General features: G+C 71.6%; 17 protein-coding genes. 13 read left to right on the top strand and 4 right to left on the bottom strand.

Annotation, left to right across the window (positions count from 1 at the left end; genetic code table 11):
• The first annotated feature begins 1 nt into the window (after position 1).
• From WME89_RS26565 to WME89_RS26545, 5 genes are all read left to right on the top strand, one after another.
• On the top strand, positions 2–877 hold the full coding sequence (locus tag WME89_RS26565) for a DUF4388 domain-containing protein (protein WP_438011870.1): 876 nt from the start codon (positions 2–4) through the stop codon (positions 875–877).
• Positions 874–1,677: a ParA family protein gene (locus WME89_RS26560; protein ID WP_437617386.1), complete on the top strand. Its 804-nt coding sequence runs from the start codon at positions 874–876 to the stop codon at positions 1,675–1,677. The genes WME89_RS26565 and WME89_RS26560 overlap by 4 nt, the downstream gene beginning before the upstream one ends.
• Positions 1,649–2,206 carry a hypothetical protein gene (locus tag WME89_RS26555; protein WP_438011869.1) on the top strand — a complete coding sequence of 186 codons (558 nt, stop codon included), beginning with the start codon at positions 1,649–1,651 and terminating at the stop codon, positions 2,204–2,206. The genes WME89_RS26560 and WME89_RS26555 overlap by 29 nt, the downstream gene beginning before the upstream one ends.
• A 51-nt stretch (positions 2,207–2,257) precedes the next feature.
• Positions 2,258–2,632 (top strand): hypothetical protein, encoded by a 375-nt coding sequence (locus tag WME89_RS26550; protein ID WP_438011868.1) that lies wholly within the window; start codon positions 2,258–2,260, stop codon positions 2,630–2,632.
• Between the two features lie 155 nt (positions 2,633–2,787).
• Positions 2,788–3,372, top strand: a complete 585-nt coding sequence (locus WME89_RS26545) for a hypothetical protein (protein WP_438011867.1) — start codon at positions 2,788–2,790, stop codon at positions 3,370–3,372.
• Between the two features lie 125 nt (positions 3,373–3,497).
• On the opposite strand, the gene WME89_RS26540 is transcribed toward WME89_RS26545, so the two are convergent.
• Positions 3,498–4,562, bottom strand: a complete 1,065-nt coding sequence (locus tag WME89_RS26540) for an SMP-30/gluconolactonase/LRE family protein (RefSeq protein ID WP_438011866.1) — start codon at positions 4,560–4,562, stop codon at positions 3,498–3,500.
• A gap of 167 nt (positions 4,563–4,729) precedes the next feature.
• Here WME89_RS26540 and WME89_RS26535 point away from each other — a divergent pair, with 167 nt between their 5' ends.
• The 5 genes from WME89_RS26535 (at position 4,730) to WME89_RS26515 (ending at position 10,196) form a co-directional block, all read left to right on the top strand.
• On the top strand, positions 4,730–5,371 hold the full coding sequence (locus WME89_RS26535; protein ID WP_438011865.1) for a LysR family transcriptional regulator: 642 nt from the start codon (positions 4,730–4,732) through the stop codon (positions 5,369–5,371).
• A gap of 177 nt (positions 5,372–5,548) precedes the next feature.
• Positions 5,549–6,244 (top strand): response regulator transcription factor, encoded by a 696-nt coding sequence (locus WME89_RS26530; RefSeq protein WP_438011864.1) that lies wholly within the window; start codon positions 5,549–5,551, stop codon positions 6,242–6,244.
• Between the two features lie 10 nt (positions 6,245–6,254).
• Positions 6,255–7,841 carry a sensor histidine kinase gene (locus WME89_RS26525; protein ID WP_438011863.1) on the top strand — a complete coding sequence of 529 codons (1,587 nt, stop codon included), beginning with the start codon at positions 6,255–6,257 and terminating at the stop codon, positions 7,839–7,841.
• Positions 7,842–7,890: 49 nt separating this feature from the next.
• Positions 7,891–9,126, top strand: a complete 1,236-nt coding sequence (locus WME89_RS26520; protein ID WP_438011862.1) for a hypothetical protein — start codon at positions 7,891–7,893, stop codon at positions 9,124–9,126.
• Positions 9,123–10,196, top strand: a complete 1,074-nt coding sequence (locus WME89_RS26515; protein WP_438011861.1) for a glycosyltransferase — start codon at positions 9,123–9,125, stop codon at positions 10,194–10,196. The genes WME89_RS26520 and WME89_RS26515 overlap by 4 nt, the downstream gene beginning before the upstream one ends.
• A 41-nt stretch (positions 10,197–10,237) precedes the next feature.
• On the opposite strand, the gene WME89_RS26510 is transcribed toward WME89_RS26515, so the two are convergent.
• Positions 10,238–11,029 carry a class I SAM-dependent methyltransferase gene (locus WME89_RS26510; RefSeq protein ID WP_438011860.1) on the bottom strand — a complete coding sequence of 264 codons (792 nt, stop codon included), beginning with the start codon at positions 11,027–11,029 and terminating at the stop codon, positions 10,238–10,240.
• 336 nt (positions 11,030–11,365) lie between these two features.
• Between WME89_RS26510 and WME89_RS26505 the strand changes: the two genes are divergently transcribed.
• A complete protein-coding gene (locus WME89_RS26505; RefSeq protein ID WP_438011859.1) occupies positions 11,366–12,088 on the top strand; it encodes a class I SAM-dependent methyltransferase in 723 nt (240 codons plus the stop codon).
• Between the two features lie 66 nt (positions 12,089–12,154).
• Here the strand turns inward: WME89_RS26505 and WME89_RS26500 are convergent, their stop codons facing one another.
• Positions 12,155–12,826: a redoxin family protein gene (locus tag WME89_RS26500; protein WP_438011858.1), complete on the bottom strand. Its 672-nt coding sequence runs from the start codon at positions 12,824–12,826 to the stop codon at positions 12,155–12,157.
• Between the two features lie 142 nt (positions 12,827–12,968).
• On the opposite strand from WME89_RS26500, the gene WME89_RS26495 reads away from it, so the two are divergent.
• Positions 12,969–15,623, top strand: coding sequence for a MopE-related protein (locus WME89_RS26495; RefSeq protein WP_438011857.1), 2,655 nt, complete (start codon positions 12,969–12,971; stop codon positions 15,621–15,623).
• A gap of 329 nt (positions 15,624–15,952) precedes the next feature.
• The gene (locus WME89_RS26490; protein ID WP_438011856.1) at positions 15,953–17,254 is read left to right on the top strand and encodes an endo-1,4-beta-xylanase; all 1,302 of its coding nucleotides are present in this window, start codon (positions 15,953–15,955) and stop codon (positions 17,252–17,254) included.
• 299 nt (positions 17,255–17,553) lie between these two features.
• On the opposite strand, the gene WME89_RS26485 is transcribed toward WME89_RS26490, so the two are convergent.
• Positions 17,554–19,008, bottom strand: coding sequence for a glucuronyl esterase domain-containing protein (locus WME89_RS26485; protein ID WP_438011855.1), 1,455 nt, complete (start codon positions 19,006–19,008; stop codon positions 17,554–17,556).
• Between the last annotated feature and the right edge of the window lie 707 nt (positions 19,009–19,715).

Raw genomic sequence — 19,715 nt, 5'->3', positions numbered from 1 at the left:
GATGCCCATCGTCGTGGTCGCTGAGCCCGATCTGCGCGAGCGCATGCGGTGCATTCGTGTCATTGCCGGGCAGACGGCGGTGAGCGCCCTCGGCGCCGCCACCTGGGAGGAGCTCGAGCACTCCCTCGATGGCGCGCCGCACGCGGAGCTCATCATCTACGCGCCGTCGCTCCCGGGCGCGCCGGAGGACGCCGTCGCGCAGCTGCTCCGACGCACGACGCGGCTGGTGCTCGCCGTGAACGAGGGCGTGGAGGTCCCGGGCGCGGTGAGCACCACGCGCGTGGCGTGGCCCATCGCCGAGGAGACGCTCATCCTGATGGCGCACGCCGCGGGCGCGCAATCGGCGCCGGTCGGGATGAACTTCGTGACCGTCGACTTCTTGCAGATGATCTGCATGTCCGGCGACTCGCACGTGCTCGTGGTCAGCAACGAGACCGCCGACGTGGGGCTGATCGAGGTGCGGCGCGGCCAGGTATGGACGGCGTTCGACGGCCTCGGCGTGGGCGAGGAGGCGTTCGCGCGGCTCGTCCGCCCGGAGATGCGGGTGCGCGTCACCCCGGCCCTGGGCTCGACGAAGGAGCGCACCATCTTCAAGAGCCTCGCGGAGCTGGTGCTCGACTCGCTGCGCCGCCTCGACGAGGGCAGCGTCGAGATGCCGCCGCCGATCTCGTCGAGGCGGCTCGAGGTCGCGCTCGCCTCGCCGGAGCAGGTCGCGATCCGCATCAAGCAGCTCAACAACGACGCGCGGCGCCTCTTGATGGAACGCAGCTACAGCGAGGCGGCCCGCGTGCTCAACGACCTCTCGGCGCTCGACCCCGCCTCCAGCCTCGTGCGCGCTAACCTGGAACAGCTACGCAAGCTCGGATACCCAAGATGACACGATCCATCGCATACGCCAGCCTCAAGGGCGGAGTCGGAAAGACGACCGTGGCGCTCAACTGCGCCTTCGCCTTCGCGCGCCGAGGCGCGCGCACCCTCCTCGTCGACACGGATCTGCAAGGCGCCATCGGCATGTCGCTCGACGGCGTCGGCGACCGCGCCGGCCTGGCCGCGAACCTCGCGCGGGGCGGCCCTCCGCTCGAGGGCCTCGTGAAGACGCGGGTCGCCGAGCTCTGTCTCTTGCCCATGGGCCCCGTCGACGCGCTCGACGAGGACCGCTTCGCCATCAACGCGCGCGAGGCCGACATCGTGCGGCGCATCCTGCAGAGCAGCGAGCGCGACTTCGACCTCGTCATCTTCGACACGCCGGCCGGGCTCGGCGGGATGTCGCGCCTCGCGCTGGAGGCCGTGGACAGCGTCATCGCCGTGGTGCAGTGCGAGCCGCTCGCGCTGCGGGCGCTGCCCCGGATGCTCGAGCTCCTGGCGCGGCTCCGCGAGGGTGGCTCCGGCTGCTCCCTCCTCGGCGTGGTCGGCACCATGAGCTCGTTCCGCGATCCGGTGATGCTGGCCTCGCTGGAGGAGCTGTGGTCCCTCTACAGCGAGCAGGTCTTCGACACAGCGGTCCCGCGCGACAGCACGTTCCTCCAGGCGAGCCGCGCGGGCGTGCCGCTCGGCCTGCTCAGCCGCCGCCCGCCGGCGGTCTCCGCTGTGTTCGACAAGCTGGTGGCCGAGATCGAGGAGCGCATGGGCACCACGGCAGGAGGGGAGAATGACGGTCCGATCCGTCTCGTGGACTGACGCGCAGCGGGTGAGCTCGCTGCTCGCGCGGGTGGCCCCGACGCGGCCGCGCGAGCCCGCGGGGCTCGTGAGCGCGATGGGGGCGGCGCGCGCGCCGGCGGCGGCGGCGGCGCCCGCGCCGGTGAAGGCCGCGCCCAAGGCGCCGAAGGAGGTGCCGCGCCTCGTGCAGACCTCCGACAACCCGGCCGACCGGCTCGACACGCTCGTCGCCTGGACGCTCGATCACCACGCGTGCGTGGGCGCCTTCGTCGCCGACGACAACGGCCTCACGCTGGCGGCGCACGGCATCTCCGAGGCGCACGTGTCCCTCGTGGGCCCGCTGCTGTCGGCGCTGGTCGGCGTCCGCAGCATCCCCGGCGTCGACGCCACGGCGGGCGCGCTGTGGCTGGGCGCGCAGATGATGTCCTGGGTCGAGGCGCGCACGACGCGAGGCGGCTTCTGCCTCGGGACCGTGGGCGACGAGGCCCTCTCCACGCGGGCGTTCGAGCAGCTCAAGGAGGCGCTCGAGACGACCGTGCGCGGGCTGTAAGAATCCGGTTTCTCAACGCGGGCGCGCGCGCCCAGGAGCCACGGAAGCACGATGATCGATACCAAAGTCCTCGAGGCCGCAGTCCATGATCTCCGCAGCATCCTTCGCGATGGGCTGCTGGCCACCGACATCTGGGAGCGCTCGGCGGGCCTGTCGCTCGCCGGCTTCAACCAGCAGCCGGTGGCGGTGGCCCTCTTCACGCGCATCACCGAGGAGCTTGACAGCTCGCTGCGCGACTCGAACTTCCCGCCGCTCGGGCGGTATTACCTGATGGACATGGTGGGCAACCACACCGTCGTGGTCCTCAACCACGGCAAGCTGCTCCAGGGCATGCTGGTGGACAACAAGCGGGCGAACCTCGGGATCCTCATCTCCGTGGCCATCCCGCGGATGATCGAGACCATCGCGCAGGCCATCGCGCGCTGAGCTGCTCGGCCCGTCACCGGCAGCGTGGAGCAGGCGGTTGATGATCGGAACGAGCGCGACGTCCCATCGAACGGCGGCGCCGCGCTCGCGAGCCGCGCTCTGACAGGCGGGCGAGGGGCCGCGATTCCGCTGCGCGCGCCTCGCGAGGGCCGACGGTGAGCGCGCGCATCATCCTGGTGCGACACGGCCGCTCGGGGCACGTCCACACCGGCTGGATCGACGCCGCCGGGTTCCAGCGCTGGCGCGACGCGTACGACGCCGCGGGCCTGTTGCCGGGGGAGCGGCCGCCGCCCGCGCTCGAGGCCCTGGCGAGGCAGGCGGGCGTGGTCGTCGCGAGCGATCTGCCGCGCGCCCGCGCCTCGGCCGAGCTGCTCGTCCCCGGCGCGGAGATCCCCACGTCGGCGCTGCTGCGCGAGATGGAGCAGCCGGTCCCGCCGCTCGGCGACGCGCGGGTGCCGCTCGCTGTGTGGGCGCTCGCGATCGGTCTGAGGAAGGTGCGTGGAGCGCTCCGCGCCGAGGCGCCGCCCGCCGAGACGCGGCGCCGGGCGGGCGAGGCGGCCGGGTGGCTGAGCGAGCTCGCGGCGGAGCGCGGCAGCGTGCTCGCGGTCACCCATGCATGGTTCCGCGAGGTGCTGGCGGCGGCGCTGGTCGAGCGCGGGTGGCGCCGCGCGCACGCGTCGGGGCGCTACGCGCACTGGAGCGCGTGGACGCTGATCGACGCGCGTCGGCCGGGACCGTAGCTGCCTGAGCATGACCGGGCCGACCAGGGCATGGCGTCGCTCATCCAGGATGAGCGGCTCGCTGACCGCTGAGCTGACTCTCGGTCTTCAGGCCTGAATCGGGCGGCCTTGGACCGGGCCAGCGCTCACTGGAGCGGACCGTAAGAGAGCAGCCCCGTACGGGGGGTCTTCATGGCGAGCAGCGTGATGAGACCGAAGTTCGTGACGAGCGCGTACTTCTTCGAATGCAACGTGGCGAGCGCGACGCTCGCTGGCCCGTCGAGCAACCCTTCCTCGACGAGCACGGTCGCATCCCCCTCGGGCCCGACGCGGACGAGCGCGTTGCCGGCGTTACCCGCGACGAGGATGCTCCCATCCGCGTCAGCGGCGATGCCGTCGGCGCCCTTGAGAGGTAGGCATGTCGTCGGGTCTGACTTCGAGAGCTCGACCGCGGCGTCCGGGGTCCCGTCCGCCCTGATGGGGATCTTGACGAGCGTGGCCCTGTCCGTGTTGGTGACGTAAAACGCGTTGTTCGAGAGCGCGAGGCCGTTGGCGCCGAACGGGACGCCGAGGACCGTCTTGCAAGGATTCGTAGGGGCGATGTCCCCGAGGAGCAGGGGATCAGTGATCCAGTTGGTCACCGTCGCGCCGTCCGGGCTGATCTTGAAGATCGCGCCCAGGGCCGAGTCCGTGACGAAGAGATTGCCGTCCTTGTCGAAGACGAGCCCATTGGGGACGTTCATGGTGGTATCGCTGGCGAACAGCGTGGTCACCGGGCCGCCCGTCGCCGGGACCTTGTAGATGCCAGGCTTGTACGCGGCCGAGTCGAGCGTGGCGGCGCCCACATAGAGATCGCCGGAGGCAGACTGAGTGAGGCCGGTGACGAAGCCCTTGTTCGGGGGAGGCGCCGGCACGGCGGCAAAGTCGGCCACCGTGTTGTCGGTGAGCTTGACGGCGATGATCTGGCCGGTCAGGGCATGGCCCACATAGGCCATCTTGCTATCGGCAGTGACCCAGAGCCCCTCGGGGAGCTCGACCTGCCCTTCGTTGAACTCGGCGAGGAACGTCAGCTCTGGCGTGGCGCCGCCGGTGCTTCTGTCGCCGCCGCCGCCGTTGTTCGTGGCGTCGTCGCCCCCGCAAGCGACGAAGGAGGCGGTGAGCCCAAGCGCCGTCACGAGGATCGAGCGGGAGAGTATCATGGTCGTTTTCATGAGAATTCCTTGGGTCGAAGATGACTTTTCTGCGAAGGTGGTGGCGCCGCGAAGCGCGGGCGGACTGAACATGACGCGCCTTGCGTCGTCCGAGTAGAGCCATGCGCCGATCACACTGTTCGGCCCACAGGACAATGGTGACCACCTCCCTGGATGACCTCCTCTCGATGGCGATCTTTGCGCGCGTGGTGGAGCGCAAGTCCTTCACGGGCGCGGCGAGCGCGCTCGGGCTCTCGAAGTCGGTCGTCAGCGCGCGGCTCGCCGCGCTCGAGGAGCGGCTCGGCGTACGGCTGCTCCACCGCTCGACGCGGCGCCTCACGCTCACCGAGGACGGGGGCAGGCTCTACGAGAGCTGCGAGCGTATCCTCGCGGCCGCCGACGAGGCCTCGGCAGCGATGCACGGCGTGAGCCGGGTCCCCGAGGGGCTCTTGCGCGTATCGGCGCCCGTCTCGTTCGGCATCCTGAAGATTGCGCCCTTTCTCAGCGAGTTCGCGGAGCGCTGCCCGCAGGTGCGCCTCGATCTCTCCCTCTCCGACAGCCTCGTGGATGTCGCCAGCGGGGGCTTCGACGTCGTGGTGCGCTTTGCGCGGCAGCTCGAGGAGGCGCGTGTCGCGCGCAAGATCGGGTCGTACCGCCGCATGGTCTATGCCTCACCCGGCTACCTCGCGCGCCACGGCACGCCGCAGGCGCCTGACGATCTCGTCAAGCACAACTGCCTCCTCCTTTCGGGGCAGTCGGCCGAGTGGGTCTTCGAGTTCGGCTCGGAGACGCGCGCCGTGGACAGGAGCCATCACAGGAGTGAACGTTGACGTCGCAGGCGCCAGGGGTCCGGCGTCGCCGAGCTCCTCCTCCCGAGCCCACGCCGCTCCCTCGGCGCCGAGCCACGCCGCCCCCTCGGAGGAGGGAAGGGCGGCGCCCCCCGCGACGCGCGCCCGAAATGCGCCCCCGGCGCGGTTCACCTCGGCGATAATCGCGCCCCTGTCCCCATGGCAAAGATCCTCTTCGTCGAGGACGACGCCGCGCTCGTCGACCTGCTCGCGCTCGCGCTGGAGGACGCCGGGCACACGGTCACCTCGGCGCGCGACGGCGCCGAGGGCCTCGAGCTCACCCGCGCCGAGCGGCACGACCTCGTGATCAGCGACGTGAACATGCCGCGCCTCGACGGGTTCACCCTCTGCCGGCGGCTGCGCGAGGCGAGCAACCCGGTGCCCATCATCCTGCTCACCTCGCGCGACGACGAGATCGACCAGGCCCTCGGCCTCGAGCTCGGCGCCGACGACTACGTGATCAAGCCGTTCAGCACCCGCGTCCTGCTCGCGCGCGTCGCGGCGCTCCTGCGCCGGCAGGCGCTCCACGCCGGGGCGGAGAGGGCCCGCGCCGCCGTGGCGATCGGGCTCCTCGAGCTCGACCTGGACCGGCTCGAGGTGCGCTACCGCGGCGCGCCGATCGCCACCACGCTGACCGAGTTCCGCCTCCTCGAGGCGCTCGCCGCGCGGCCAGGCGTCGTCTTCTCCCGCGACCGCCTGCTCGAGCTCGCGCGCGGGGACGACTCCCGTGTCGACGCGCGCCTCGTCGACACCTACATCCGCCGCCTCCGCCGCAAGCTCGAGGCCGTCGACCCCGCCTTCGACGGCATCGAGACCGTGATCGGCGCGGGCTACCGCTACCGGGACGCTCCCTGAGGCGATCCGCGTGCGCGCGCTCCGTCCCCTGCGCGCCCTCCGGGGGCGCACCGACGTCGCCCCGCTGCGGGAGGGCGCCGGGGTCGTCGAGCGGCGGACCTCGCTGCGCGGCCGAGCCTACGCCCTTGTCATCGCGGTGGTGCTCGCGCCCGTCGCGGTGATCTTCGGCGCGCGCCAGCTCGACGAGCTCGAGGCCGGGCGGATGCTGGCGGACGCCCGGCGCGCCGCCGAGGCAGCGCGCGGCGCCGTCGAGGCGAGCCGCGGCGCGCCGCCCGCGGCCCTCGCGTCGATCGAGGAGGCCGCCGCGCGCGAGGGAGCGCGCGTCCGCGTGCTCGACGGCGGCGGCCGGGTGCTCGCCGATCGCGACGGCGAGCCGGCGGCGTCGCTGCGCGATCGCGCCGGCGACCTCTTCTTCGGCCCAGAGGGCGCCCCGACGCTCCGGGACCACGACGAGGCGGCCGCGCCGCTGCCCGAGCGGGCCGAGGTCCGGCGGGCGCTCGAGCGCGGCCGCGACGAGGGGTGCTCGGGCGCGCTCGGCGGCAAGCTGCTCGTCTGCCACGCGGCGCTCCGGTTCGACGCCGGGGACGGGCCCGGCGTCGTGCTCGCGCAGCGGGGCTCGCCGCGCGCGATCCGGGCGCTCTACGACGTGCGCTACCCGCTCCTCAAGCTCTCGCTCTACGCGCTGCTCTCCGGGCTCGCCCTCTGCGCGCTGCTCGTGCGGCGCGTCGTGCGGCCGATCGAGGCGCTGCGCGACGAGGTGCTGAGCCGCGCCGAGGCGCCGCTGTCCGGCGAGGCCATCACGGCGCGCGCGCCGCGCGAGATCGGCGACCTCGCCGCGGCGTTCAACGCGCTCTTCGCCGCGATCGCCGAGCAGGGCCGGAGCAACCACGCCTTCATGGTCGACCTCGTCCACGAGCTCAAGAGCCCCGTCGCCGCCGTGCGCGCGGCCGCGGACGCGATGCGGGGCGGCGGCGATCTGCCCGCGGCGCGCGCCGAGCGCCTCGGCCGGGCGCTCCACGACAGCAGCCAGCGGCTCGACGCCCTCGTGACGCAGTTCCTCGAGCTCGCGCGCGCGGAGGCGGGCCTGCCGGGCGAGGAGCGCGCGGAGGTCGACGTCGGCGCGCTCGTGCAGGGCCTCGCGCGCGCCCTCCGCGAGGACCCGCGGCACGCGTCGCTCCGGGTCGACGCCGAGGTCGCCGAGGCGCGCGTGCGCTGCGTCCCGGGGCGGCTCGAGTCCGCGATCCAGAACGTGCTCGACAACGCCGCCTCCTTCGCCGGCGAGGGCGGCGCCGTGCGCGCCCGGGTGCGCGCCCAGGTACGCGTGCAGCGCGGCGCGTGCGAGATCGAGGTGACGGACACGGGGCCCGGGATCCCGGCCGAGGACCTGCCCCGCGTCTTCGACAGGTTCTTCACGCGCCGCAGCTCCGGCCGGGGCACGGGCCTCGGCCTCGCGCTCGCCCGGGCCATCGTCGAGGCGCACGGCGGGACGCTCGAGGCGGCGTCGCCGCCCGGCGAGGGCGCCTGCTTCACGATCCGGCTGCCGCTCGTTTCACACGGCGTCCACACGCAGCCCACGGACGATTCACCCGGCGTGTAGCGCGCTTTTCAAGCCGGGGTCGCAACCTGCCGTGTGGAGGGAGGTTGCGATGCGGATCGTATGGCTCGCGGCCGCGGACGCCCGCGGTCATCTGATGCGCGCTCACCTCGCGCGGCGCCTGCTCGCGCGGGTCGGGGTGCGCGTGACCCTGGTCACCACGTCGGAGGAGGGAAGGGCGTTCCTCGCGGCGCTCGGCGCGCCGAGCGAGGTCCTGTCGTGTCATTACAGCGTCGCCTTCGACGCGCGGCAGAACATGGCGCGCGCCGCGACCGAGGCGTGCGTGCTCCGGTACATCGTCACGCCGAGCCGGGGCCCGAGGGATCTGGCGCGGCTCTCGGCGCTGTGCCGGGGAGCGTCGTACGTGGTGAACGATTTTCACCCGCTCCTGCTCCTCGCCGGAGCGCGCGGGAACGGCGGGGCGCACGCGCTGCCCTGCCCCGTGGTCCACGTCCACGGCGAGAACCTGTGGCGCGCGATCGAGGGGAACTTCCATGGGCGCTGCCCCGCGCTCGTGGACCGCGGGTACGGCGCCCTCGTCCGCGCGCTGCGCGACCGGGCCCACGCGCGGATCGAGCACACGTTCGACGCGCCGTTCGCGGGCGACCGCGACCCGTCGCGGCGGAGCTACCGCCTGCTGCCGCTCATCGCCGCGCCCGGGCGCTCGGCCGCGGAGGTCCGGGCCGAGCTCGGCGTCGGCGCGGACCGCCGCCTCGCGGCCGTGTACCTGAACCCGCACTTCGCGGACCCCGCGCTCGCGACGGCGCTCGCCACGGCGCTCGCCGCCGAGGGGTACGTCGTCCACGGGGTGGCCGAGGGGCTCGCGCGCCACCCGTGCTTCCGGCCCTACGACGCGCGCTTCGCCGACGTGGCCGCGGCGGCCGACCTGCTCGTGTCCGCGCCGGGCATGGGCGCCGTCGGCATGGCGCGGCTCTTCGGGGTGCCGTTCCTGGCGCTGCTGACCGACCAGCCCGAGCAGCGGGAGAACGTGCGGTTCCTCTCCTCGTCCCCGGGGACCCCGGCGGCCTCGGGCGCCGCGTTCGCGACGGTGGAGCTCGCCGCGCCCGGAGCGCTCGCGTGCCGCCTGCGCGAGGCCGCGGCCGAGCTCGCGGCCCGGGGCCCGAGGGCCCTCGACAGGCCTTCTCCCGCCGCGGTGGTCTCCGCCATCCACGGCGTGTGGACCGATGTCCTCGCCGGGCTCGCGCCCTCGGTACCCCCGGCGCGCCCGGCTCGCTTCGTATCGAACAAGCCATCGAACAAGACAGCAACTCAGGAGGTTCATCCATGACGTCTCACGATTCACATCCGGCCCCCGCGGCAGCTCACCCTGTCGCCCTGACGACCGCCCTGGTCCTGGAGACCAACAACCTGCGTGGGACGAGCGACCCCGCGCGCGTCGTCGCGAGCCTCGAGCGGCTGCTCCGCCACCTGTCGGCGCAGTCGTTCCCGCTCGGCGAGCTCCGGGAGCTCGTGATCACCCACGACGGCCTCGGCGAGGGCGATCAGGCGCGCCTCGAGGCGGCCGCGGCGAGGAGCGTCCGGTTCGTCCGCATCGCGGACGGCACGGGCTATTACGAGGCCAAGAACCAGGGCTTCGACGCGACGACGGCCGACGTCGTGGCTTTTGGCGACGCCGATTGCTGGCCTGACCCGGCGTGGCTCGAGCGCCTGTTCGCGCCGTTCCTCTCGGATCCCGAGGCGCGCGTCGTGGCGGGGCGGACGACGTACCGCGATGATCTTCTGGGCATCGCCGCCACGTCGATCGATTTCATGTACTTTCCGAGCCCGCTCGGCGAGAGCGCGACGCGCAACTTCTACGCGAACAACGTGGCCTTTCGCCGCGAGGTCTTCGCCGCGCGGCGCTACCGCCCGGCGGAGGGCATCTACCGCGGCCATTGCCAGATCCTCGGCATGCGCCTCGAGGCCGACGGCGTGCCCGTCCGCTTCGAGCCGCGGGCGCACACGACGCACCGCTTCCCCGATGGCGCCGAGGAGCTCTTTCGCCTGCGCCTGCTCCGCGGCGCCGACACGGTGGAGATGACCCCGCACCTCGGCCGCGCCTTCCTGCCCCCGGCGTGGCGGTGGTTGAGCCGCCTGGGCCCGCTCTCCCCGCTGCTCGTGCTCGCCGTGCGCCTCGGCTTCAGCGCCCGCGCGGTGGGCCGCCAGGGGCTCTCCGACATCGGCGGGGCCCGCCGCGCCGCGGGCGTGGCGCTCATGGGCGGGATCGCCGCGGCGGACGCGGTCGGCGCCCTCGCGCGCTCGGTCGCGGGCGCCGGCTTCGGGGTCCATGATGGAGGGTTCACGCGGGGCGCGCTGTCGTATCACGGCAACGGAGATCGGTTGTCCGTCGCGGGGTAGGGCGGCCGCGCGCCAGGGGGCCGCGACGCGGGCGACGCCCGTCAGCTCGTGGCAGACGGGGCAGCGGCGGAGAGCGATGCCCCCTGGCGGAGGATGATCATGTCATCTTCCTGGCTCAGCCTATATATCCCGTCCTCGGTCCGACACCGCGCGGCGTGCTCGCGGATCTTCGCGTCGAGCTCGCGCGCCTCTGCCTCCGTCATCGCGGCGAGCTGCTCGGCGGAGACGCAGTCCGCGAGCACGAAGAAGCGACACAGCGTGACCATGTCCTCGAAGGTCGCCGCGGTGTAGGCGTTGTGGCTCCCGATCACGTCGAACGCGAGCTGCTTGCCGCGCAAGGCCTCGATGAGCACGGAGCTGTCGATGACCGTCGACGTGAAATCGCGGTGCATCTCGTAGTTCTGCCCCCGATCGGCGCCGAGGACGATGGCGCAGTACCCCGCCGGGCGCACGAACGCGAGCAGCCTGTCGATGAAGCCGCCCCATTGCGCGACGGGTACGTGATACAGCACGTGCGAGCACAGGACCAGGTCGTACCGACTGGATGACTCGAACCGCTCGAACACGTCGCGGACGATCTCCGCGCCGGCCGGCGCGAACGAGCCCAGCTGCGCGGCGTTCGGCTCGATCAGGGTCATGGCGCCGAAGGAGGGAGCGAGCCGCGCCGCGACGGCGCCTGGACCGGCGCCGACGTCCAGCAGAGACGGGCTATCGGGCAGCTCGGGGACGATGCGCTGCCGGATCGCCTCCGCGATGTTCTCCGGGTGCCTGGAGGTCTCGGAGAGGAGGCGGAACGCCGTGGCGTAGTCCTGGGGCGACATGGTGATTCGCATGCTGCTTCTCCTGGGGTGAGAGAGAGATTCCGGTCGTATCGGGCTCGCCACGCGGGGAGGGCTGGAGGGGGCGCGCGGGCGGCGTCGCGCTCGGCAAGGTGGCAGATTGGACACCCCCGGTCGCACGAACGCAAGGTCCACCGCGCCGAGGCGGCGTCGCGGGAGCGGGGATCTTCCTCATCGGGCTGACGCGGCGCCGGACGCCTTGCCCGGCGCGGGGGCCGCGACCGAAACCCCCGCCGATCGGATCGAAAGCCCCGCCCTGTCGAGGCGGCGCGAAGGGCGCTACTCCTTCTGCAGGCGGTCCGGGCGACCGTCAGCCAGGGAGAAGGCGTGATGAAGACGCACGAGCACGGAGACCACACAGCGACGTTCGGGCGCGAGCGCGCCTTGAGCTACGACGTCCAAGTGCACCGCATGTGGGCGGGCTATGGCGCCATGCACCAGGTCATCGCCGAGGTGATGGCCGCGGCGCTCGCCGACAAGGAGGCTGCGTCGCTGCTGATGGTCGGCATCGGGACCGGGAGCGAGGTGAAGCCGTTCGCGCGCTACGCGGGGGCCGGCGTCCGCTTCACCGGCGTCGATCCGTCGCCGGAGATGCTCGCCGTCGCGAGGGAGAAGGTCGCGGCGGAGGGCCTCGTCGAGCGTGCGAGCCTGCACGCCTGCGAGCTGCGCGATCTCGCGCGCGGGCCCTCGTTCGACGGCGCCCAGATGATCGGCGTCCTGCACCACGTCCCGGGGGATGAGGCGCGCCTCCAGCTCTTGCGGGAGATCGCCGGGCGGCTCACGCCGGGGGCGCCCTTCGTGATCGCCTGTCGGACTGGAGACGACCCGCTGCTGAGGGCCGTCGAGGACCGGCGGGCCCTCGCGGAGGGGCGGCCGCCCGAGGCGGCGGAGCAACGGCAGAAGGCCCTGGCGTCGTTGCGGCTCCCTGCCTCGGATGCCGAGGTCTTCGCGCTCCTGGCTCAGGCAGGGTTCGTGGCGCCTCGCTTCATCTTCGGCGAGCTGCAGATCAAGGCTTGGGTGACGCGCTACGAGCCATCCACGATCGGCGCGTGACGTGACGTGACGTGACGCGGCGGGACGCGGGGCCGCGGCTCCGCCGGGGCAGGATGCGATGGGGTGTCAGCGCGCGGGCTCGTCGAGCAGCGCGCGGACGCGCCCCTCCACGACCGCGAACTCGGGGGTATCGGGCTCCAGCTTGCCCCCGAGGTGCACGTGCCGCACCAGCCCTGCTCGATCGAGGAGGAAGCTGACGCTCGTGTATTCTCGCTTCGGGTGGCCATCCATCCACCACCGCTTGAGCGTGCGCCAGTCCGGGTCGATCGCGACCGGGAAGCTGTACCCGAAATGCGCCAGGTAGCCTTTGACGGCCCCGGGATCGAGGGGCTCGGGATCCTTGTGGTGATACATCCCGACGACGACGAGCCCTCGTGTCCGATAACGCTCGTCCAGCGCCTTGAGCGCCGGGGCGGTGGCGCTGCAGAACGGGCAGCTCGGCGACATGAACCAGCGGACGAGCACGACCTTCCCGCGCAGCTCGGCCGGGGTGAGCGGCGGTGAGTTGTACCAGGGCCCCACGTCCCACGGCGGCGGGGGCGCCCCGACGACGCCCGTCACATCGTGGTCGAAGCCCGGGTCACCGCCCGACGTGAGCGCGGCGCTCCCCGGAGGCGCCGCCGGCGCGGCGGGCCCCGCCGGCGCGGCCGCGGGCCCCGCCGGCGCGGCCGCGGGCTCCGGGGAGGCGCACGCGAGGGCAAGCGCGGCGAGGGGCAGCGAAAGCAGGCGAGAGAGCACGGCGACGTTCCCTCGCGAGACGATCGCAGCGCGGCGCGTGCGAGTCAATCCGAGCCGGCCAGCCTCCTTCTCGGGAGGAGTAAGCAGAGAGCTCGGGACGCCGGCCCATGAACGGCGCCGCGCACGCGCGCATCACAGCGGCATGCGGAAAGGCACAGCGCGGTCGGTTTCCTTCAACAATGGGGTTGCATCGCCCGGACCGGGAGGACGGTGGGCGGCGATCCTGCTCGGCGTGGTGGCCGGATGTACACCGAGCGTCGACGGCAACGGGGGCGTCGGCGGCTCCGGCGGAGCGGGCGGCGACACAAGCGTCAGCAGCTCGGGCTCCGGCGGGTCGGACGGTGGCTCCGGCGGGTGGGGCGGCGAGGGCGGCGCAGGCGGGTCGGGTGGCGACACAAGCGTCAGCAGCTCGGGCTCGGGCGGATCGGATGGTGGCTCCGGCGGGTGGGGCGGCGAGGGCGGCTCCGGCGGGTCGGGCGGCGACACAAGCGTCAGCAGCTCGGGCTCCGGCGGATCAGGTGGCGACGGCGGCGGCGGTGATGGCGGTCACGGTGGCGGCGAGGTCGTCTGCACTCCCGGCTCCCAGGTCGCCTGCCCGTACTCGGGCCCACCGGGCACGCAGGGCATCGGACGCTGCACGGCCGGGCTGCGGACGTGCGACGAGTCCGGGACCGGCTACGGCCCGTGCGAGGGCGAGGTGCTGCCGGCGCCGGAGGACTGCTCGGCGGCAGAGGACGAGGACTGCGATGGGCTGGCGGACGGAGAGGACGCCGACTGCGTCTGCGTCCCGGGAACGGAGGTGATCTGCTACTCCGGCGACCTCGATACCCTCGGCGTCGGCGCCTGCGAGGCCGGCACGGCGCGGTGCAGGGAGGACGGCAGCGGCTTTGGCCCCTGCCTCGGCGAGGTGCTGCCGGCCGCGGAGACCTGCCTCACGCCAGCCGACGACGACTGCGACGGCCAGACGAACGAGGAGGGCGCCGGCTGCGCTTGCCTCCCCGGCGAGGTCATCCCTTGCTACTCCGGTCCTCCCGGCACCGAGGGCGTCGGACGCTGCGCCGGCGGCACGGCGCGCTGCGACGCTTTGGGCACGGGCTTCGGGCCGTGCGAGGGCGAGGTGGTGCCGGCCCCGGAGACGTGCGCCACGCCGGTGGACGACGACTGCGATGGCCAGACGAACGAGGAGGGCGCCGGCTGCGCCTGCCTCCCCGATGCGGTCGTCCCCTGCTACTCGGGCCCTGCCGGCACCGAGGGCGTCGGGCGCTGCGTCGGCGGCACGGCGCGCTGCCGGTCGGACGGCACGCAGCTGGGCCCCTGCGTGGGCGAGGTGCTGCCCGCGACGGAGACGTGCCGCACCCCCATCGACGACGACTGCGACGGCCAGATGGTGACCGTGGAGGGCGAGACCTGCGTCTGCCCGCCGGGCCAGCGCGTCTCGTGCTACTCCGGCCCGCCGAGCCGCGAGAACATCGGGGCGTGCACACCTGGCACGGCGCTCTGCAACGCGCAGGGAACGGGCCACGGGCCGTGCGAGGGCGATGTGCTCCCGCAGGCGGAGACGTGCGCGACGCCGGTCGACGACGACTGCGACGGTGAGGTGAACGAGAACGGTAGTGACTGCGCTTCCAGGATCACCGCGCAATGGGTCAAGCAGCTCTCCGGCGTCTCGATCACCGCTGTCGCCGTGGACGCCTTCGACAACACCATCGTCGCCGGCTCGTTCACGAGCCCCGTGGACCTCGGCGCCGGCCCGCTCGTGCCCCGGACCGCCGGTGCCGAGGCGTTCGTCGCGAAGTTCGATCCGAGCGGACATGTCCTCTTCGCGAGCACGTTCGAGGGCGATGACCACGCGGCCCGCGATATCGCCACGGACGCGTCGGGGAACATCGCGCTGCTCGGGACCGTCTTCAAGCTCGTGGTTTTCGAGGACGAGGGCATATCGTGGACCGACCTCTATCACCGCGTCGTGAAGCTCGATCCGTCAGGCGGGCGCCTCTGGGACAGCGATTTCGTTGCGTTCGTCGAGATCGAGAACGCGGTGGCGATGAACGCCGCAGGGGACGTGTTCGTGGCGGGCGGGACCGAGACCTCTTCTATGGGGCTGACTCATGGCTTCGTCCGCAAGCTCGACGGCGCGACAGGGGCCCTCACATGGCAGACGATGCTCGGCGACGACGACGACGTCGAGAACCTCCACGACGTCACCACGCGTGAAAACGGCGAGATCGTGACCATCGGGAACGTGAACGTCGATTATGGAACCTCCAGGGCCTGCGGGGAGCTGATCGCGCTGAGCCCCGCCGGTGAGGTGCTCGACCGGACCTGCGTTGGCGTCCAAGCCGAGAGCTGGCAGCTCGCCATCGACGCGTCGGGGAACGCCGTGGTCGCGTACGCGCAGCCCGGCGAGCGCCGCGTGAGCAAGCTCGACGGCGAAGCGACCTCCCTCTGGGCCCGCTGGATGCATCGGGCCCCGGAGATGCGGCTGGGCGTAGACGGGCTCGGGAACGTCGTCCTCGCGGGCTCGTTCACCGACACCAACACGCTCGGCCTCGGCAGCGATTGGTTCACGAGCTCCGGCGGCGAGGACATGTACCTGGCCAGGCTGGACCCCGACGGCAACGTCGTCTTCGTCGAGACCTACGGCGACGCGGGCGACCAGCGCCTGATGCACCTCGCCGTCTCCGCGGAAGGCAGCGCGGTGATCTCCGGCACCTTCGCAGGCACGATCACCCTCGGGGAGAGCACGCTCGTCGCCGCGACAGCGCAGGACACCTTCCTGGCCAAGGTCAGCTTCTGAGCCACGCCTGAGCCCGCCCATCCGCGGGCAGAGAACCGCGGATCGCAGGGCGCCCCACGAGCACGGCGAGCCAGGTGTGGGGTGCCCAACCGATCCGGCGTCACATACGCATTATCATCAGAGCATAATCGTGAAATTGGCTTGGATTTTCTCCTAGGCATCTATGCCTATGGCCCCGCACCGTGAAGCTGTGGCTTGCCGATGGCGTCCGGTCTACTGTCGCCGCGGCACCACCTCGGGTGCCGCCCGTGCGTTGTGTGTACCCGGCGATGATCAAGGCACCACTCCGCGGGAATTAGGTCGAGATTTTGCCTTCGGAGGATTCCAACATGAGGTCAGGACCCGTTACCCTTCTACTCTCGGCGTTCCTGTGTGCCACCGGCTGCTCGGACAGCGGCGGGGAAGGGGAGACCGGCGGCGCGGGCGCGACGAGCGGCACGGCGGGCACGACAGGCGGCACGGGCGGCGCGACGGGGGTCACGAGCGGCGTGACGAGCGGCACGGGCGGCGCGACGGGCGTCACGAGCGGCGTGACGAGCGGCACGGGCGGCGCGACGAGCGTCGCGAGCGGCAGCGGCGGCGCTGGCGGCGGCACGGGCGGCGCTGGCGGCGCCGAGGCCAGGGTCCCTGCCGCGAGCGCCAGCACGATGAGGGAGGCCGGTGAGAAGGCGAACCCGCCGATCCTGATCGGCGCGGCCATCTCTGGCTCTGGTCTCAATGACAATGGCTACAAGAGCGTCGCTGCTGCCGAGCACAACTACGTGACGGCAGAGAACGAGATGAAGTGGAACGCGGTGGAGCCCAACGCGGGGCAGTTCAGCTGGGGCGCCGCCGACAACATCGTGAACTGGGCCGTGTCGAACCGGATGCAGGTCAAGGGGCACACCCTGGTGTGGCACAATCAGCTGCCGGGATGGGCGAGCTCGCTGAGCGGGGCGGCGCAGGTGGAGCAAGCCATGCGCAGGCACATCGAAGGCGTGATGGGGCACTTCAAGGACCGGGTCCACACCTGGGACGTGGTCAACGAGGCGGTCCTGACCGACAGCGATACAGGCGTCGGCAACCCGCGCATGAGGCCCTCGGTGTTCTTCAACGCGCTGGGGGAGGGGTTCCTCGACCTCGCCTTCGAGATCGCGAGAGAGCAGGACCCGACCGCGAAGCTCTACTACAACGATTACAGCATCGACGCGCTCAACGAGAAGGCCGACTTCGTCTACGAGATGGTGAAGGGGATGGTCGAGCGCGGCGTCCCGATCGACGGCGTCGGGTTCCAGATGCACATCGGGCCGCCGAACAACGAGGCCGGCGGAGCGGACGTGGCGGCGAACCTGAGGCGCTTCTCCGATCTGGGCCTGGAAGTGCTGATCTCCGAGATGGACATCAACCGTTGCAGCAATCAGGTCACCGCGGAGGAGCAGCTCGCTTACTACCACGACATCGTCGAGGCCTGCTTCCAGCTGCCCAAGTGCGTCGGCATCACCTTCTGGGGGATCAACGACGGCAGGTCGTGGCTCAACGGCTGGAGCGGGGCGCTGTGCAACGGGCAGAGCTCTCAGTCTCTCCTCTTCACTGACCAGTATCAGAAGAAGGAGACCTACAACAAGGTGCTGGACGCCCTCCTGGGCCGCTAGAGCATCGATCAGCTTGAAACGCCCGGGAATGAAGAGATTTGAACCACAGAGGCACAGAGGAACAACAAAAACCCTGTGCCCTCTGTGGTTGATTTTCTCGGGATTTCAACCTGTTTGATGTCCTAGCACCTCCCGCGAGCCGCGACCGGCGCTGGTCGCGGCTCGCCGGCGCTGCTCGCGGCTTGCGGGCCGCAGAACGCAGAACGGCCCGGCCACGCCTTGACGTGACCGGGCCGCAGGACGGGCCCGGCACCTCCTCTCGGGTGACCGGGCTCTGTCTTATCTCTGCAGGCTTGCCGTCACGGGAGCGTCGGGGCCGTCCAGTCCACCCACTTGGCCTGGTCGAGCGCGTTCTTCGGCTTCCAGATGTCGGTGCTCGCGCTGGCGTCTTCGAGCAAGAACTTCTTGACGAAGGCCTCGATCGCCTCCTGCTCGCCGCCCGCGTAGTCCGTCCCGCAGTGGGTGTGCCCGCTGTCGACGTACCCGATGTTCTGCTTCGCGCCGAGGGCCTCGTAGATCATCCTGGCGGCGCCGCCGGCCTGGTCTGCGTTGTTCGTGCTCAGCCACTCGTAGTTGAGGTTGCCGAGGATCAGGAGGCCGCGAGGCGCCACCATACCGACCAGCTCGTGGTGGTCGAGCGGGAGCTTGGTCACCGCGCTGCCGAATTGCTCGATCGTCTTGCTGAACCACTGCTGCTCGCCGTAGGTCCTGCTGAGGTTCTGGACGCCGGAGCTGCCGGTCCTGCCCATGTTGTCGACCTCCGAGACCCTCCACGCCGCCACGCCACCCGAGCCAGACTCCTGCGGAATGGTGAGCGCGATGCGCGAGTCCATGGCGCCGATCATCAGCGCCCCCTTGCCGTTCCGCGAGCAGCCCGTGATGGCGAGCCGCTTCGGATCGATCTGCGCGTCAGGCGTCGACTCGAGGGCGTCGATGATGCGGCTCGCGCCCCAGGCCCAGGCGATCAGCGCGCCGCTGTTCGCGTTGCCCTGAAACTTGGCGAAGATGCCGTCGCTCCGGTTCCCCTCGGGCTGCACGCCGTTGTGATTGTAGTTGATGATCGCGACGCCCATCTGCTTCAGGCGGTTGTTGTTGAGAGAGCCGCCGCTGAGCCCGATGAGCGCAGGGTAGGGCGGCGTACCGGTGCTGGGCAGGGAGATGTCGACGCTGAAGGAGACATCCTGCGCCCCACCGCCCACGTTGATCGTCAGCTTGCCGCCAGCCACGCTGCCCGTGACGGTGGCCTCCTTCACCTGCTTCGGGCCGGTCTCGTAGTGCTGGACCATCTCGGAGATTTCCCGATGCCGGCAGACCCACTGCGCTCGGGTCGTCACCTTCGTCCCGTCCATCATGGTGAACGGGTCGGGCAGCTTGTCGTTCGCCCTCAGCTCGCCGAAGGCGGGCATGCTGGGGACGGTGCAGTCCGCGCCGGGGGTCTCGATGCCCGTCAGCTCCGTGTCCCCGCCCGCCGGGGCACCGCCAGTACCGCCGCCGGTGCCTGTCGTCGCGTCCGAGCCGCCGGTGCTCGAAGCGCTCGTCGTGGAGCCGCTCGTCCCCGGGCCTGTGCCGCCGGTTCCACTGCCGGTCGTGCCGCTCGCCGACGACGTGGTGCCGCCCGACACGGCGCTGCTGGTTGCTCCGCCGGTGCCGCTGGTGCTGGGGTCTTCCCCATCATCGCTCGAGCCGCACGCGATGAGCAGGGGGAGGAGGACGGTTCCAGTGAGGAATTGGGAGTATCTCGGTCGAAAGGACATGGTGGGCCTCGCTGAGTCTAAGGGGCTCGGCATGGTCATGCTCGAAGCGGTCGTGCTGCGTTCTCTTCCGGCGGAAACACGGCCCAGCGCGACCGCGTGTACATTCCCGGCGGAAGGCATTTCGATCAGCTTCCTTGTCATCGCAATCGCCGTTCTCACGACGCTTGCGTCGAGCGCATTGCGACCCGCAGGAGCGAAGGCCTCCGCCGGAACGACCCGTCGGCTCCCGTGCCTTCGGCGCGCCGAGCGCCGTCTCCATGAGCCGCCCTGCGGCCGGTCGGATGGCGGTGCTTCTGCTGCTTACCGGGCGACGCTGCGCAACGTACGTGACTCGTCTTGTCTGCTTGCGCTGGTGGTTTGGGACGAAGTGACGAAGACCTTGGGCGCGACAGGCCGCATCCGGGCGCTCTGGCGCGGGCTGGAGGCGGCGCGCCGTCACGCGTCGAGATGCCCGCTGCGCAGCGCACGTGCCGCCTGCTGCTCTCCTCGATCCGGGTACCACACCGGGGGTCGAGAGAATACACGTTTCACGGCTGGCAGAGCGCCCGCGTGGGCTCGCTCGGCGACGTTGCGTTACCATCGGTAACACGCGGACGACATTGCGCTACGATCGGTAACACGCGCACCACGGCGCGGTACGATCGGTAAAGGGAGTGGGTCTGGCTGCGCCGCGTCACGGCGCACCTGCCGTGCGAGGTGTCGAGCCA

This window comes from Sorangium sp. So ce321 (assembly GCF_051530195.1).
In the GTDB taxonomy this organism is placed as follows: domain Bacteria; phylum Myxococcota_A; class Polyangia; order Polyangiales; family Polyangiaceae; genus Sorangium.
The sequence above is the reverse complement of the archived record's forward strand: the minus strand, read 5'-3'. Positions and strand labels throughout refer to the sequence as shown.

Bases quoted from the DNA above. Each gene is read 5' to 3' on its own strand.
- WME89_RS26515 (WP_438011861.1), top strand. From the start codon at position 9,123: ATGACGTCTCACGATTCACATCCGGCCCCCGCGGCAGCTCACCCTGTC.
- WME89_RS26520 (WP_438011862.1), top strand. From the start codon at position 7,891: ATGCGGATCGTATGGCTCGCGGCCGCGGACGCCCGCGGTCATCTGATG.
- WME89_RS26565 (WP_438011870.1), top strand. From the start codon at position 2: ATGCCCATCGTCGTGGTCGCTGAGCCCGATCTGCGCGAGCGCATGCGG.
- WME89_RS26490 (WP_438011856.1), top strand. From the start codon at position 15,953: ATGAGGTCAGGACCCGTTACCCTTCTACTCTCGGCGTTCCTGTGTGCC.
- WME89_RS26530 (WP_438011864.1), top strand. From the start codon at position 5,549: ATGGCAAAGATCCTCTTCGTCGAGGACGACGCCGCGCTCGTCGACCTG.
- WME89_RS26495 (WP_438011857.1), top strand. From the start codon at position 12,969: ATGCGGAAAGGCACAGCGCGGTCGGTTTCCTTCAACAATGGGGTTGCA.
- WME89_RS26510 (WP_438011860.1), bottom strand. From the start codon at position 11,029: ATGCGAATCACCATGTCGCCCCAGGACTACGCCACGGCGTTCCGCCTC.
- WME89_RS26485 (WP_438011855.1), bottom strand. From the start codon at position 19,008: ATGTCCTTTCGACCGAGATACTCCCAATTCCTCACTGGAACCGTCCTC.
- WME89_RS26555 (WP_438011869.1), top strand. From the start codon at position 1,649: ATGACGGTCCGATCCGTCTCGTGGACTGACGCGCAGCGGGTGAGCTCG.
- WME89_RS26535 (WP_438011865.1), top strand. From the start codon at position 4,730: ATGGCGATCTTTGCGCGCGTGGTGGAGCGCAAGTCCTTCACGGGCGCG.
- WME89_RS26540 (WP_438011866.1), bottom strand. From the start codon at position 4,562: ATGAAAACGACCATGATACTCTCCCGCTCGATCCTCGTGACGGCGCTT.
- WME89_RS26505 (WP_438011859.1), top strand. From the start codon at position 11,366: ATGAAGACGCACGAGCACGGAGACCACACAGCGACGTTCGGGCGCGAG.
- WME89_RS26550 (WP_438011868.1), top strand. From the start codon at position 2,258: ATGATCGATACCAAAGTCCTCGAGGCCGCAGTCCATGATCTCCGCAGC.
- WME89_RS26560 (WP_437617386.1), top strand. From the start codon at position 874: ATGACACGATCCATCGCATACGCCAGCCTCAAGGGCGGAGTCGGAAAG.